At 66.9% G+C, this 15165-nt stretch carries 9 protein-coding genes; 6 read left to right on the top strand and 3 right to left on the bottom strand.

The features are described from left to right. Positions 1–817: 817 nt before the first annotated feature. Complete coding sequence (locus tag R5W23_RS03555) at positions 818–1186, bottom strand: hypothetical protein (RefSeq protein WP_261190060.1); 369 nt, start codon at positions 1184–1186, stop codon at positions 818–820. Positions 1187–2026: 840 nt separating this feature from the next. On the opposite strand from R5W23_RS03555, the gene R5W23_RS03550 reads away from it, so the two are divergent. Continuing rightward, positions 2027–2530 carry a methylated-DNA--[protein]-cysteine S-methyltransferase gene (locus R5W23_RS03550; protein WP_320685143.1) on the top strand — a complete coding sequence of 168 codons (504 nt, stop codon included), beginning with the start codon at positions 2027–2029 and terminating at the stop codon, positions 2528–2530. Between the two features lie 135 nt (positions 2531–2665). On the opposite strand, the gene R5W23_RS03545 is transcribed toward R5W23_RS03550, so the two are convergent. Beyond that, on the bottom strand, positions 2666–3535 hold the full coding sequence (locus R5W23_RS03545; RefSeq protein WP_320685142.1) for a polysaccharide biosynthesis/export family protein: 870 nt from the start codon (positions 3533–3535) through the stop codon (positions 2666–2668). Between the two features lie 117 nt (positions 3536–3652). Further along, positions 3653–7639, bottom strand: coding sequence for an AsmA-like C-terminal region-containing protein (locus R5W23_RS03540; RefSeq protein ID WP_320685141.1), 3987 nt, complete (start codon positions 7637–7639; stop codon positions 3653–3655). A gap of 222 nt (positions 7640–7861) precedes the next feature. Between R5W23_RS03540 and R5W23_RS03535 the strand changes: the two genes are divergently transcribed. The 5 genes from R5W23_RS03535 to R5W23_RS03515 all read left to right on the top strand — a co-directional run. Next, on the top strand, positions 7862–8863 hold the full coding sequence (locus tag R5W23_RS03535; RefSeq protein WP_320685140.1) for a class I SAM-dependent methyltransferase: 1002 nt from the start codon (positions 7862–7864) through the stop codon (positions 8861–8863). A gap of 101 nt (positions 8864–8964) precedes the next feature. Next, on the top strand, positions 8965–9801 hold the full coding sequence (fdhD, locus tag R5W23_RS03530; protein ID WP_320685139.1) for a formate dehydrogenase accessory sulfurtransferase FdhD: 837 nt from the start codon (positions 8965–8967) through the stop codon (positions 9799–9801). A gap of 152 nt (positions 9802–9953) precedes the next feature. Next, positions 9954–10391, top strand: coding sequence for a hypothetical protein (locus R5W23_RS03525; RefSeq protein WP_320685138.1), 438 nt, complete (start codon positions 9954–9956; stop codon positions 10389–10391). A gap of 164 nt (positions 10392–10555) precedes the next feature. Continuing rightward, a complete protein-coding gene (locus tag R5W23_RS03520; RefSeq protein WP_320685137.1) occupies positions 10556–12103 on the top strand; it encodes an efflux RND transporter periplasmic adaptor subunit in 1548 nt (515 codons plus the stop codon). Between the two features lie 4 nt (positions 12104–12107). Beyond that, positions 12108–15165 (top strand): efflux RND transporter permease subunit (locus R5W23_RS03515; RefSeq protein WP_320685136.1); only part of this gene is annotated, 3058 nt, incomplete at its 3' end.

Below are 15165 nucleotides of genomic sequence, written 5' to 3'. Positions count from 1 at the left end.
CTTATGCCTTATTCAAGCTAAATTACTAACAGAGCTGTTTTGGCTTGACCTAGACTCGGCGGTGTAGCACTAACAAGTACTAAATCGTTACTTATTATTAATTCTGGTAGAACAAACGACGATTTTAGCTTGAAGAATCTCGATCGCCCCGATCAGCGAATCATTTTGCGCCAAGTAACTCAGGTCGACACTCGACGAGTTTGAGCCAATCCCGGACTTGGGCGTTTCCACAAATTTGACCCGGCACACCTACTGGCGAGCGATCTCGCACGGGAACGTTTCGTAACTCCCGCTTGCGCGTGTTCAGGTGGTCGCAAACAGCATAACCCGTAGCTTTGCGCATAACACGTTCCGAGCACGTGCATTAGTTCAGTTACTCAATCGGGCTCAGTGCGGCCGACCGGAACTCCTAACGCGGCTCGGACGAACACCTGCGGCACGTTCTGCACTATGCGAGTGCGGCAACTAAGCGCCTGCCTCACAGATCCGCTCGTCGGCCACACTCAGTCCGTCGGCATCCGTCATGAGTATGATGGTCCCGCCCCGCAACCTCTCCGACGTTACCTCCGAGCGAGCGACCGCGACTCGCGAACCACCCGTTCCAAGTCCGTCAACTGAACAGGTACCGTTTGTTCGTGGGAGCCGGCTTGGTGGCGTTGAGCCCCATGAAAAACGGACACGAAGCGAACCGAAAGTCCGCCTCGAAACCCTCGAATAAGGCAGACTCTGCGGCGTTTGGAGCCCTCGATCGCTGTAAACCAGCGCATCTGTCATCGCGCAGCGGCAAATCAAGTGAGCACGAAGCCGTCCAACGGCACTATTCAGCCGCCACCGACGCCCGGTAGCGCGCAACCACGAACTCGATCACGTGCTCGCTGGTTACTTCACTCACGGGCGCCTGGAGCGGCCATTCGTGAACGAACACATTGTGGCCGTCACGGACCAACTCGCGGGCGAGGACGTGAACCCCGGACGGTCCTGAGCGGAATCGGAACTTCAGATCCAGTTCGGAACGCTCACGAGAAGCTCGCACCACAAACCCGATGGCGCCTGGGGCGGACGTAATGTCCACGCGACGCCCGAGCGCACGCAACTCCACCGCAACTTGCTCCAGCGCCGGTGCGACCGTCCCCATCAACCAGAGCGTGGCTTCCGCTTTGAGGATGTCATCGGACCGCGCCCGCACGACCGACTCGGCCTCACTGGGACGCCCAGCCGCTGCCGCTAAACTGGCTCGCCATTCGCTCATGGGAACGGCCTTTCAAACCGGATACTACGTGCGGGCGAGAGACCGAGATGGGCTACATAGCGACCACCCAGCGCCACGACCAGCAGCCTGGGACAGGATCCTAGTGAGGCAAAGGAGTCATAGCTGTCAGAAACAGAAGAACCACACCAACCGGCACTCCCATGAGCCGGCCCCGCAACGGCCATTGCGTTCTTCCCGAGCATGAACCGGTTCCGCATGCGTGGCAATTTGAGCCCCCCCCAGAATGGCGGAACATCCGTCGTGATGGCGGCGACCAGTTCTGCTAGATCGATCGAGCTGTGTCTCGATGGAAAGATTCGATGATCAAAATGCGCGGTAGCAGACGGCAAAAACGAACAGCCCGAACGCCGCGCCCGCGTACACCGACAGCCAGAAGTCCGCACGCTCTTCGCAACTGTTCATACGCGGAGTCTGGCCGAGGCGCTCGTGCGAGTCAAGACCGAGTGCTCGTCGGCAGAAACCACTCGTATCACACGTCTTAAGTCCACTAGTTGCGATGAAGCGGAGCAACTTAGACGGTCATGTTCCCGCTTTGAAGGTCAGAAGTTACAACCGGAATGCCACGCGCGCGAATCAAGTCTCCACCTCGGCACGAGACATCGGGGTGATAGCGGGACACCCGTATCTTCCGACTCGGACAGAGCGCGGCCCGCAGCCAATTGTTGTAGCTCCGGGTCACAAGTGGAAACCGGGCCGGCAAACCCTCCGAGGACTTCGTACCACTCTCCTTTGCGTCTGGAACTACGGGGACCCGCTATGACCCACGTACACAAGACCATGAGTTCGCCGATCGGCGAACTCATGCTCGTGGGGAGCAAAACAGGCTTGGTCGCGATTCTCTGGGAGAACGACGATCCCCTCCGAGTGCGGATCGACATCGGCCCGAAAGAGGCTCGCCATCCGATGCTGGTCGAAACGGAGCGGCAGCTCAACGAGTACTTCGCGGGGCGCCGCAAGGAGTTCTCGGTGCCGCTCGATTTCGTCACCGGCACCCCGTTCCAGCAGCAGGTGTGGCGGGCGCTGCTCGGCATCCCGTTCGGTGAGACCCGCAGTTACAGCGACCTCGCCCAGCAGGTCGGGCGCCCCAAGGCCGTGCGCGCGGTCGGCGCGGCAAACGGGAAGAACCCCATCTCGATCATCGGTCCGTGCCACCGGGTGATCGGATCGTCCGGCAAGCTGACGGGGTATGCGGGCGGACTCGCCGCTAAGGCGCTGCTGCTCCGACTGGAAGGCGTAAAGGGCTCTGCACTCGACAAATGATGAGTTGCGTCGTGGTAGCGTGGGGTGAAACGCCCCCCGCCGGCTGACACCGGCGGTTCGACTGTGGTTTGTCGAACCGCCGGTGTCAGCCGGCGGGTGCAACCGACGCCACCGAGAGGTTTAACCGGCTTCACATCACTGGTTGGCCGAGGGCAGCGCGGGCACCGGCACCGTTGCGCCGGTCGCGGGAGCGTACCCGCCTGCGGTCGGGCCGCACCCACCACTGAAGCACGACACCTGCGGGCCGTCGCACGGGCCGGGCCGACGGTGCCGGCCGCCAAGGATGTCCTCGAACGTGCCTTTGCTCGGGATGAACACGCGGTCGCCCGGCATGAGCTGGTAGTTCGTCGAGGTGTCGCCGAGTTGGACGATGTTCGTGTAGCACACCGGCAACACGATCCGGCAGCCCTCCGGGGCCGTGGGCCGCGACACAATGATGTTCTGCGGCGACGCCCGGCGCGTCGGACCGCCGGCCTGCGTGATCGCCGACAGTACTGTATCGTGCCCGGTGATCGGGAACGCGCCCGGCGCGTTCACCTCGCCCAGCACATAAAACACCTTTCCAGGTTTCGCGAGCAGACGCACGGTGATCGCCACCGGCTCCCCTTCCTTCCCCTTCGATTTCGTCCGGATCGCTTCACGCACCGCCACTTCCACGTCCGGAAGGGTCTTACCCGCGACGACGGGCCGACCGTACTGGCCCAGGTCGATCGTCCCGTCGGGCTGGACCGGCTGGTCCGGCGGCAGGCGAACCGGGGAATCCAACTCCACCGGCTGAACCAGTAAGGTGTCCCCGGGCTCGACGACGTGCGCGGGCAACAGCCCCATCGCCAGTTCGCGCGGCACCGGGGCCGGAACCGGCGCGGTGTCGCGAATCGCTTTTGCGTTCTTGTTCAGCGGGTTGGTCGGCGTGCTGAATCCCAGCGATTCGCCAATCGTCGAACACCCGGTGGCAACCAACAGCCCCAAACTCAGGGCGATCGCGGCGTGGACGCGCGGTTTCATAACACGGATCTCCTGTCCGGAATACCGGAAGTGCCAGTGTTATCGGCTCGCGCGAACGTACCGCTTCAATCGCCTGTTCCTCACTTCACCCAACTTCGCACGTTCCCTACAACCGTCCTATTTGCTGTTCATGGACCCTATACCGGCGCCGAGCCCCAGCACCCCGGCGGCCTCCGCCGGAAGCACATACCGCGACAGGAAGAACCGCACAGCCTGATCGGTCAGCAGTGCGCCTACATTAACCTTTACCACCGGGTTACTGGTCTGACCGGTGATTGAGAACCGCACCGTGCGGTTGGAAAGGAAGTCGCTCACGTCCCGGATCAGCGTGACCGGGATCGGGCCGAACGTGGGCAACCGCAACCCGAAGAGGCGCAACCCGGGCACGTCCGGGCCGATCGTCCCGGTGTGCGCCACGACGTTCATATCGATCCGCCCGCCGGTCGTAATAGTCCCCTCCGCGAACAGTTGCGCGGACGGGTTCGCCAGCGCGAGCCGCTGCACGCGGAACACGCCGCCGCGGAGACTGCCCCGAACGTCGCCGGACTGGAACGGCTTCACCAGACCGGTTGTGTTCAAGAACGGCGTAACCTGCTGAAGAATCGGAATTTCGCGCACCGACGTGTTCGTGAGGGTCGCCAGCAGCGTGCCGTTCACATCGTCAATCGAGCGGACCCGGCTCCCCTGGAGGTCGAACCGACCGGTGATCCGACCATTTCCGAGGAGCGCGTTTTCGCCCAGCGAAGGGGCGATCGTGCGGATGGGTACGTCTACAAAGCGCACCTCCCCGTCGAGCCGCGCTTCTCGCCCCCAGTCGAGCGTGAGGTGTGCCGTCGCCCGCCCGGAGCCGGCGTTCACCGTCCCCTCGCGGATCGCAAGCCGGCCATACCCCCCGGCCGCACTGGCGAACGTGAACGGCACCCGCAGATCGGTAACCGGAACGCCCGAAACACTACCGCGCGGCAACGAGATCGTACCCGACCCGCGCACCTCGCTCCCGAGGCGCGCGTTGAGCATGAGGGACACCGGCCCGTCGATCAGGTCCCGCGAGTCGGCGCCGAGCGGTGCGAGGAGCTTCTTCGCGTCCGCGCCGGTGAGCGTCACGGTGAAGTAGTTCCGCTGGGTCTGTTCGAGCCGCACGAGGCCGCGGGCACGAATCTCGCCACCGGCAATACGTCCCCTCACCTCGGAAAGCTGAAGGATGTTATCCCGGAGTACCAGCAAACCGATCAGCTCTTGCGAAACGATGTTGCTGCCCCACTCCAGGCGCGTGAGCGTGATGCGCCCGTTCCCGGCCGAGAGGTCGTTGTCGAAATCGAACGTGACATCCAGCCGGCCGCGAAGCGGCCGCAGTGCATCGAAGCCCAGCCCGCCCGCGACCCGCGACAGGTCCGCACCCGTCAAGCGAAACGACCCACGGTCACGCTTTCCGATGGGCGCCTTTTCGTCGTCCTTCTTCAGCCCCGGGTAGCGCCCTTTGATCTCGAACGACCCGCCAAGCGTCTTGCCCTCCAGTTCGTATTCCACCGCCCCGCCCTTCAGCGCCGCTTTCCCGGCCAGGCGCTCCGCGGGGATGCCTTGCACCGACAGTTTCGGCGCGCTGAGGTCCACGTCCAGGTTCCCGACGCGCCCTTGTCCCTCCTTCGCGGGTGGGATCGTGCCGCCCACCTTCCCGGACACTTTGCCCGCGATCTTCACCGGGAAATCGGGCACCAGTTCCGTCGCCGCGGCGGCGTCGAGTTCCTTGAATTCCACCCCGAACGAGCCGCTCTTGTCGGCCGCGAACGGCACGTCGGCCGAGCCGGTCAGCGAGCCACCGAAGGCGTCGGCCTTCAGATCGGACACGACCAGCCGTTCCGGCGTGAGCGCCCACTTGAGCCCGATGTGGTTCGCGCTCGACTTCGCCAGCGTCAGCTTGGAAGCGGTCACGGTCCCGGTCGCGTTGTACGTGAGCGGCGAGATCGTCCCGGTGAGAGCGGTGTCGGTTTCGAGCACACCCTCCACCGGCGCCGGGAGTTTCACCTCCGGCACCAGCTTGCGGAGGTCGGTAACGCTCGTCCCGGTGGTCTTCACGGTCGCGCGGAACGGGTACTGGCCGGACAGCCCGAGCGTACCGTCCGCCACAATCGGAATGCCCTCCAGCGCCACCTTCGCTTCTTTGAGGGTCAGGGTCCCCTTTTCCACCGTCGCAGACAGCTTGATGTCCTTCGCGGTGCGACCCTCAACGACGAGTTCGCTCGACGAGATCTCTCCCGAACCGCCCCACAAGGCCGTGTCTGAGATTTTGTCGTAAGGGGCCGTCAGCGTGACCTCGCCCGACGCCGTGCCCTGGACGCCGAGTTGGAAACCGGGCAGCGCCTTCAGCACCTCGCCGACGGGAATGCGGTCAATGGTCAGCGCGGCGCGAACCTCGCCGGGCGGGTCGATCGCGGCGTTCACGGTGCCGCGGAACGTGCCGGGCGCGGCGCCACCCTTTGCAGGCTGATCGATCGCCCCTACCAACTCGGTGAGTGCGAACTTGCCGTTCTGGTAGCTCATCTTGGCCGACAGGTTGCGAACGGTGAGCCCTTCGAGCTTGAGCGCCGGCGACGTGATGCTGCCGGTGAACTTGTACGCGGACTGGCTCGCGGCCGAGGTGACCGGGACCGCGATGGTCGCTTCCGCCGTCACCTTTCCGCTGAGCTTGTAGCTCAGCTTCACGTCGAGCTTTTCGAGCAACTCCGCGATGTTGATGTCGCGGAACCGCACGGTCGCGTCGAGCACCGACCCGCCCGTTGCGGCTTCTTTCTTCGGCGGGGGCGGCTCCGCGGGCTTCTTATCCTGACGGGCCGCCGTGCGAACCGGCGCATTCTTGGGCCGCGCACCCGTACCCTTCGGCATCCGCTGGAACTCGAGTTGGTTGCCGGCCGTTCGCAGGTGAATCGGAATATCGTCGGATTTGATGCTCCCCTTGGGGAGCTGGATCTCGACACCTGTAATCGCCCCCTCACCGCTGCCGCTGGGAACCAAGCGCCCGTCGGCAAAAACCTGGAGCGACACGTCCGCACACCCCTGGAGCTTGCCGTCGATGTCGCGCGGGAGCTTCCACTCCGGGGGCAGTTGCTTCAGGTCCAGGTTCGCGGCGGTGGCTTTCAGCGTCACGAGCGTCGGCTCGGGAGCGAAGTCGGCGTCGCCGTCCACGGCCAGCGTCCCGCCCGCAAGTTGGGCCTTCGCACCAACCAGCTTGATCTTCGCGCCGGTCAGGTTAATTAGTCCGGTCACCTTCGTGAGCGTCACGCTCGCATCAGGGAGGGTGAGGGAGGCTTCGTTCGGCTTGATGTCAACCGCGTAGTGGACATCGGCGCTGGAATCGTTCCAGAGCCGCACCGCCACCGCGCCGCGGCCGTCGGCCCGGATGCTCTTCCACACGCTCGCGGGCACGAACGGCACCGATTCCAGCCGATCCATCGTGAGCGGCCCGTCGGGCGTCTCGAACCGCACCTCGCCCGCCGAGCCGTTCTTCGCGATGTCACCCTTCAGGGTCCACTGCGACCACGCGGGGTCGTCCATCGTGCCATCGATCACCACCCGATCACCCGCCGGTGCCACGGTGGCGTTCAGGTTGTGCAGCGCGAACTCCGGCCGACCGTCCTGGCGGATCGTCAACCGGCCGTCGGCCAGCACGATGTTCGGGAGCGTGCCACCGGTGCCGCTGCTCGCGGGCACCTTCGGCAGCGTCGTCACGACCTTCCCGTCAGCGCTGACATGGAGCGTGAGGTTCACGCCACGCAACGTCACCTGCTGGGGCGAGATGCGGCTGGTCGCCAGCCCAAAGAGTGAGATATCCGCAGAGGCGTCCTCGACGGCGAACACTTCGGACTTGCCGCCCTCCGGGGCCGCGGGGTCGAACAACTTCAACCCGATGGAAGAGGTGACCAGCCCGAGCCGGACGCTGGTCACCTCGACCGGCATCCCGATCTGGGCGCTGATCTTGCGCGCCACGAGCCCCTTACCCGCGCCCGTCGCGAGGTACACGCCGAGGCCGACGCGGAGTACGACGACGATGGCGAGCAGACCGCCGACCCCGATGAGTGCCCACCGTAATCCTTGACGCGGCTGAATCATGGCGCGGCCCCGAGTGTCGCGGATACTTCACCGTAATCGATCCTGCAACTCGAATGCATATCGCGTTCCAACCGGGCTGCTGAAAGACCGGCGGAACGCGCGGCGCACCTGGCGCACGCGGCGCAATTCGCACCGTTACCCGGGGAGCGAGTGACGGCCGGTCGGGCGTGGTATCGGTGCGTACCATGACACCGACCCGCCCACACCGATACGGAGCACGTGATGGCGTCCCCCGCCCTGTTCTTCGACACGATCAACGCGTTCCAGCGCACGGAGGCGCTCCGCGCGGCCATCGAGTTGGAACTGTTCACCCACATCTCGAAGGGCGCGGCCACGGCGCCGGAACTCGCGGCGGCGAGCGGTGCCTCCGTCCGCGGGGTACGCATCCTGGCGGACTACCTCACGATCCTCGGCTTCCTCACCAAAACCGGCGAGCGGTACGAGCTGACCCCCGACTCCGCGGTGTTCCTCACCCGCGGCTCGCCGGCTTACCTCGGCGGGGCGTTCGAGTTCCTGCTCACGCCGCAAATCCGCGACAGCTTCGGCAAGCTGACCGCCGCCGTCCGGAAGGGCGGCACGGCGTTCTCGGACGAGGGGACCGTGTCGCACGACAACCCGGTGTGGGTGGCGTTCGCCCGCGCGATGGAGCCGATGATGATGATGCCCGCGCAACTGCTCTCGGAGCTGGTGGGCGGGCACCGCGACCGGCCGCTCCGCGTGCTCGATGTGGCCGCCGGGCACGGGCTGTTCGGCATCCAGATCGCCAAGGACTACCCGAACGCACACGTGACCGCGCTGGACTGGGCGAACGTGCTGGCAGTCGCGTCGGAGAACGCGAAGCGCGAGGGCGTTTCGGCGCGGCACGCGCTGATCCCCGGCAGCGCGTTCGAGGCCGACTGGGGCGGCCCTTACGATGTCGTACTCCTGACGAACTTCCTGCACCACTTCGACGTTCCGACGTGCGAGCGGATCGCCGCGAAGGCGCTGGCGGCGCTGGTCCCGGGCGGTCGCGCGCTGACGCTGGAGTTCATCCCCAACTCGGACCGCGTCAGTCCGCCGCCCACCGCGAGCTTCGCGCTGACGATGCTCGCGAGCACGGCCCACGGCGACGCGTACACGTTCGCCGAGTATGAGGGTATTTTCGCCCGTGCGGGCTTCGCCCGGAGCGAGTTCCGGCCGCTCCCGCCGACCTCGCAGCAGGCGGTCGTTTCGTACAAGAGCTGACAACAGGCCGGGAGTTGGAAGCCGTCTCCGATACCCCGGGTGACCTCACATCCGTCGTACGCGATCAACAGAGCGGTAGAATCTGCCGGGAGGGTTATTCCATGCACCCGGCTGATACGACCGATCCGCAACCGTCCGACACTGCCCCGGCAACGGCCCGCGCGAGCGTATTCACGCTCCCCTCAAGCGCCGCCGGCTCCGAACGGGAAGACACGATCGCGGTCGAAGCGCCACTGGAACTGCGCATCGGCGGACGGCCCGTAACCGTGCTGATGCGGACCCCCGGCCACGACGAGGAACTCGTCACAGGCTTCCTGTTCGGCGAAGGGGTCATCGCGGACGCCGACGACATCATCGCCTTCGAGCGCCCGGACGCCGACCGCGCGAACGTGCTGAACGTGCGGCTGATGGTGGCCCGCCGGGCGTTCAACCTGGACCGGCCTTTTTACAGCAACTCGAGTTGCGGGATTTGCGGCAAGCGCTCGCTGGAGTCGGTGGAACTGCACGCGCCGGCGGTTCAATCGTCGCTCACGATTTCGCGAACGGTTCTGACGGAGTTACCGGAGCGTCTGCGGGCGGGCCAGCCGGTGTTCGCGCGCACCGGAGGTGTTCACGCTTCGGGACTGTTTACCGCCGCGGGTGAGTTGGTGGCGGTGCGCGAAGACGTGGGCCGGCACAACGCGCTCGACAAGCTCGTGGGCAGGGCGCTCAACGAGGGACAGGTGCCGCTGTCCGATCGCGTGCTGCTCGTATCGGGCCGGGTGAGTTATGAACTCGTTCAGAAAGCGGTTGCGGCGGGGATACCGGTACTCGCTGCCGTCGGGGCGCCGTCGTCGCTCGCGGTCGAACTGGCTGCGCGGTTCGGAATCACGCTCATCGGGTTCCTCAGGCCGTCCGGGATGAACGTGTACGCGAACCCGCGGCGCGTGGTTGATTAAACGCCAACGCACCCGCTCGCAAGAGCCACCCAATCCTGACGCGGCACCCTGCCGAAGTTCCGTGATCCTTGAAAGCAGTTGACACACCGCCGCGGTACGTTAGCCTGATAGTGCCACATTGTTTCTCGCCCCAACGCTTCGCCCGCCCTCGCATGGTCCGGTTGCTCGTTAACCTCGTGCTGATCCCGTGCCTGCTGCTGACGCAGTTCGCCGCGGTGCCGCACGCGCACGCCGGCGGTTCAGCCGGAACGACCCACGAGGGGCACCCGCACTTCCACTTCCACCTGTTCGGGTCGGCCCCGGCTACCGATGGGCAGTGCGCGTGTTTCAATGCCGGATGTGCGGACAGCACCAGCGTCCGGCCCGCGCCGCCGTGGGATCACGACGCCGACGCCGTGTACGTCGAATCGACCACGGCCTCGCCGGAACGCGAGAAGCACCTCGCCCCGGAGTTCATCGCAGAACTGGCACCGGCACTGGTGCCGCTCCTCCGTGATACCGATGCACCTGTAGCCCCGCGACTCGACGACCGCATTCACCTCCCGGTCCGCTGCCCGCTGTACGTCCGGTTCCTCGCGCTCACAATTTAGCCCCCTCTTCACCCGTCCTTCCCTCGCGCCGGCGGCCACGCCGCGCGCTCCCGTTCACACCCGTCCGCGCTTGCGCCGTCCGGTAACTCCCGGCGCCGCGCGGTCGTTCCCCCGGTCACGGCTTCGAGCCGGACTGGACACGCCTAAGCACAGCGAGCGAACTCATGAGCGTTCACACACCCACGCCGCCGCCCCCGGTCGCGGCCCCGTCCCCTGCTCTGCCGGCGCGCCCGACGCCACACTGGCTGAAAGTCGTCCTTTGGCTCGCCTTCGTAGGGGTCGCCGGCGGAAGCGCGACCGCTGTCGCACTGTCGGTCGGCGCGAAGGGGAAGCCGGACAAGCCGGCGGCCGAGGAGAAAAAGGCCGAAGATGATAAGAGCGCGGTGACCATGCCGAAAGCGAAGCAGACCGCCGCGGGCGTGGAGACGGCTCCCGCCACGGCGGGGCCGCTGCGAACGGTGACGTGGCGCACCGGGCGCGTGGCCCTGAACGAGGACCGCGTCGCGCACATCAGCCCGCCGGCCGAGGGGATCGTCCGCGAGGTGCCCGTTCGGGTCGGCCAGACGGTGGCCGCCGGTGATGTGCTGGCCGTCATCGAGTGCCGCGAATTCGGGTTCTTGAAGCTCGAGCTAGTGAAGGCCCGGATCGCCGCCGCTACGGAGCGCGAGGCGACCGAGCGCACCCGCACCACGATGACCAACGCCGCCGAGTTGCTCAAGCTCCTTGTAGCCAGCACCCCCGCCGCGGAGATCGAAGCGAAGCTCGCCGACAAGCCCATCGGCACCTGGCGCGCGGACCTACTCGGCGCCTCCGCCCGGCGGCTCCAGTTCCGCGCACAACTGGCGTCGCTCAAGTCGTCCAGCGGCGCGGTCGCGGAATCGGTCGTGCTGAAGGCCCAGGCGGAAGCGGACGCCGCCGACGCCGCCTACGCGAGCCTCGTCGAAGACTTGCGCTACCAGGTGCGGTTCCAGGTGCGCCAGGCCGAGTTGAAGCTCCGCGAGGCCGAAACCACGCTCGACGTGGCCAAGGCGAAGCTGCTCACCTTCGGAATGACGCCCGAGGCCGTGAACGCGCTCGATCCGATCGCCGAGGGCGCGAAGGCGGCGCTGCTCTGCGTCCGCGCGCCGTTCGCGGGGACGGTCGTGGAGAAGCACGCGGTCACGTCCGAACGGGTCGGGCCGCAGTTCCAGATGTTCGTCCTCGCCGACCTCGACACGGTTTGGGTGCAGGCCGATGTGTTCGAGCCCGACCTGCCGCTCGTGCGCGACCTCGACGGGCGGGAGGTGACGTTCCGGTCCGAGGTGGCCGGGCTCGCCGAGCGCCCCGCGAAGGTGGTCCACACCGGCGACCTGGTCGACAAGGCGTCGCGCACGCTCACCCTGACCGCCGAGGCCGCCAACCGGCCGCTCAAACCGGGATCGAACGACCGCGCCCTGAAGCCCGGGATGTTGGCCGAAATCGGGTTCGAGAGCGGTTCGTCGGCGCCCGTCGTTCAGGTGCCCGTCGCGGCGGTGTTGCGGCACGAGAACAAGCCGTTCGTGTTCGTGTCTACGGCCGAGGACACCTTCGTCAAGCGCGAGGTGACACTCGGCCGGCAGTCCGGCGACGCGGTCGAGATCCTCGAGGGGCTGCGGCCGGCGGAAGCGGTCGTCGTGCGCGGCGGGTTCGTACTCAAGTCCGAGTTGCTCAAAGACCAGATGGTGGGGGAGTAACCGGATGCTCGCGCGTGTGATCGACTTCGCCATCGGCAACCGTTTCCTGGTCATCCTCGGCTCGCTCCTCCTGCTCGCCGCCGGCCTCTACGCCGCGGACCGTCTGGCCGTGGACGCCGTGCCGGACGTGACCAACGTGCAGGTGCAGGTGATGACCACGGCCCCGGCGCTCGGGCCGCTGGAGGTCGAGCAGGGCGTCACGATCCCGGTGGAGGCCGCGATGAGCGGGCTCCCGCGGGTGGAGGAGATCCGCTCGGTGTCGCAGTTCGGGCTGTCGGTCGTGACGGTGGTGTTCGAGGAGGGAACCGACATCTTCTGGGCGCGCCAGCAGGTCAACGAGCGGCTGGCGGAGGCCCGCGAGCGCATCCCGCCCGGGGTGCCCGCGCCGAAACCCGGCCCGATCGCCACCGGGCTGGGCGAGATCTACCAGTTCGAGGTGCGCAACAAGCCGGGCTACAGCCACCCGCTCATGAAGCTCCGCGAAATACTCGACTGGCAGATCGCGCCGCAGCTCCGCGGCGTGCCCGGGGTGATCGAGGTGAACACCAACGGCGGGCAGCTCCGCGCCTACGAGGTGCGGCCCGACCCCGAGAAGCTGCGCGCGTTCAACATCCCGCTCGAAAAGCTGTTCACCGCCCTTCATGAGAACAACGCCAACGAGGGCGGCGGGTACCTGCTGCTCAAGTCGCAGGAGCAGCGCATCGTGCGCGCCGAGGGCCGCATCAGCTCGCTCGACGACGTGCGGAACGTGGTCCTCGATGCCCGCGGGGACGGCACCCCGGTGTACGTCCATCAGGTGGCGGACGTGCAGTTCGGCCCGGTGCTGCGCCAGGGCGCGACCACCCGCGACGGCCGGGGCGAGGCGGTGGTCGGCGTCGTGATGCTGCTCGCCGGCGAGAACTCGCGGGCCGTCGTGCGCGGCAGCAAAGAAAAGATGGAGGAGATCAAGAAGACGCTCCCGGAGGGCGTCGAGATCGATGTGGTGTACGACCGCACGGAGCTGGTCGAGCGCACCGTTCACACGCTCAAGACCAACCTGGTCGAGGGCGGCGTCCTGGTCGTCGTGGTGCTCCTGGTGCTGCTGGGCAGCTTGCGGGCCGGGCTGATCGTCGCGCTGGCGGTGCCGCTGGCGATGGCCGGCGCGTTCGTGGGGATGTGGTACGCCGGGCTGTCGGGCAACCTGATGAGCCTCGGCGCCATCGACTTCGGGCTGATCGTGGACGGCAGCGTGGTGCTGATCGAAAACGTGGTGCGCCGGGTGGCGGAACACCGGCACCACCACCGGGACGACCGCGCGCCGCTCGAGGTGGTCCGCGACGCGTGCCGCGAGGTGGCCCGCCCGGTCGTGTTCGGGGTGGGCATCATCCTGCTGGTGTACCTCCCGATCCTCTCGCTCCGCGGGGTGGAAGGGAAGATGTTCAAGCCCATGGCGCTGACGGTGATCTTCGCCCTGCTGAGTTCGCTGGCGCTGGCGCTGTTCCTCATGCCGGTGCTGGCGGCGATCTTCCTCCGCAGCGTGTCCGAGCATGAGCCGCTGCTGGTGCGGTTCGCGAAAGCGGTGTACCGCCCGCTCCTGGGCCTGGCCGTCGGCGCCCCGCGGGCGGTGGTGCTGGCGTCGGCCGCGACGTTCCTCCTGAGCGCCTGGACCGTTCTGCACATGGGCGCGGTGTTCATCCCGAAGCTCGACGAGGGGTCCGTCGCGATCCAGGCCACCCGGCTCCCCAGCGCGTCGCTCGAAACGTCGGTGCAGATGACCACCCGCCTCGAGCAGTGCCTGCGCGAGATGCCGGAGGTCGATTCCGTGGTCAGCAAGAGCGGCCGCCCGGAGATCGCCAACGACCCGATGACCATCAACCTCACGGACGTCATCGTCACGCTGAAGCCCAACAGCACCTGGCGGTTCGCGAGCAAGGAAGAACTGGTCAAGGCGATGGAGGAGAAGCTCGAGGCCGAGGTGCCGGGTCAGGTGTACGCCTTCTCGCAGCCCATCGAGTTGCGCGTGGCGGAACTGGTCGCGGGGGTGAAGGCCGACGTGGGGATCAGCGTGTACGGGGACGACCTCGACCAGCTCCGCGCGACCGCGGAAGAGGTGGCGGCGGCGGTCGGGAAGGTGCCCGGGGCCGCCGACGTGGCGGTGGAACAAACCGGCGGGCTGCCGTACCTGCGGGTCATCCTCAAGCGCGACGCGCTGGCGCGGCACGGGATCAACGCCCGGGCCGTCCTCGACGCCGTCGCCGTGGTCGGCGGGAAGGAAGTGGGCGAGGTGTACGAGGGCCAGCGCCGGTTCCCCCTCCAGGTGCGGTTCCCGGAAGGCGTGCGCGAGGACCTGGGGCGCCTGAAGAAGGTGACCGTGCCCGACGCGAAGGGGCGGCCCATCCCGCTGGAACAGCTCGCGGAGGTGCGGTTCGAGGACGGCCCGGGGCAGATCAGCCGCGACGCCATCCGGCGCCGGGCGGTCGTGTCGTGCAACGTCCGCGGGCGCGACCTCGCCGGGTTCGTCGCCGACGCGCAAAAGACCGTGGACGAGAAGGTGAAGCTGCCGACCGGCTACTCGGTTGCGTGGGGCGGGCAGTTCAAGAACCTGCAAGAGGCCACGAAGCGGCTGTCGGTGGCGGTCCCCGTGGCGCTACTACTGATCTTCGTGCTGCTGCACTCCACGTTCAATTCGACGAAGCTCGCGGCGCTGATATTCCTGAACGTGCCGCTGGCGGCGTCGGGCGGGGTGTTCGCGCTGTGGCTCCGCGGGATGGACCTGTCCATCTCGGCGGGGGTCGGGTTCATCGCGCTGTTCGGCGTCGCGGTGCTGAACGGGGTGGTGCTGGTCACCTACGTCGTCGAGCTGCGCAAATCGGGCGCCGACCCGCTAGGCGCCGCCTTTGAGGGGGCGATGATGCGCGTGCGGCCGGTGCTGATGACCGCGCTGGTCGCGACGCTCGGGTTCATCCCGATGGCACTGTCGAGCGGGTCCGGGGCAGAGGTGCAGAAGCCGCTCGCGACGGTGGTGATCGGCGGGCTCGTGACTTCGACGCTCCTGACGCTGTTCGTGATCCCGGCGGTCTACC

Origin of the sequence: Gemmata algarum, from assembly GCF_034097035.1 — a bacterium.
In the GTDB taxonomy this organism is placed as follows: domain Bacteria; phylum Planctomycetota; class Planctomycetia; order Gemmatales; family Gemmataceae; genus Gemmata; species Gemmata algarum.
This window is presented reverse-complemented; position numbering and strand designations above follow the sequence as displayed.

Coding starts and splice junctions, on each gene's coding strand:
- R5W23_RS03550 (WP_320685143.1), top strand. CDS start 2,027: ATGACCCACGTACACAAGACCATGAGTTCGCCGATCGGCGAACTCATG.
- R5W23_RS03545 (WP_320685142.1), bottom strand. CDS start 3,535: ATGAAACCGCGCGTCCACGCCGCGATCGCCCTGAGTTTGGGGCTGTTG.
- R5W23_RS03540 (WP_320685141.1), bottom strand. CDS start 7,639: ATGATTCAGCCGCGTCAAGGATTACGGTGGGCACTCATCGGGGTCGGC.
- R5W23_RS03535 (WP_320685140.1), top strand. CDS start 7,862: ATGGCGTCCCCCGCCCTGTTCTTCGACACGATCAACGCGTTCCAGCGC.
- fdhD (WP_320685139.1), top strand. CDS start 8,965: ATGCACCCGGCTGATACGACCGATCCGCAACCGTCCGACACTGCCCCG.
- R5W23_RS03525 (WP_320685138.1), top strand. CDS start 9,954: ATGGTCCGGTTGCTCGTTAACCTCGTGCTGATCCCGTGCCTGCTGCTG.
- R5W23_RS03520 (WP_320685137.1), top strand. CDS start 10,556: ATGAGCGTTCACACACCCACGCCGCCGCCCCCGGTCGCGGCCCCGTCC.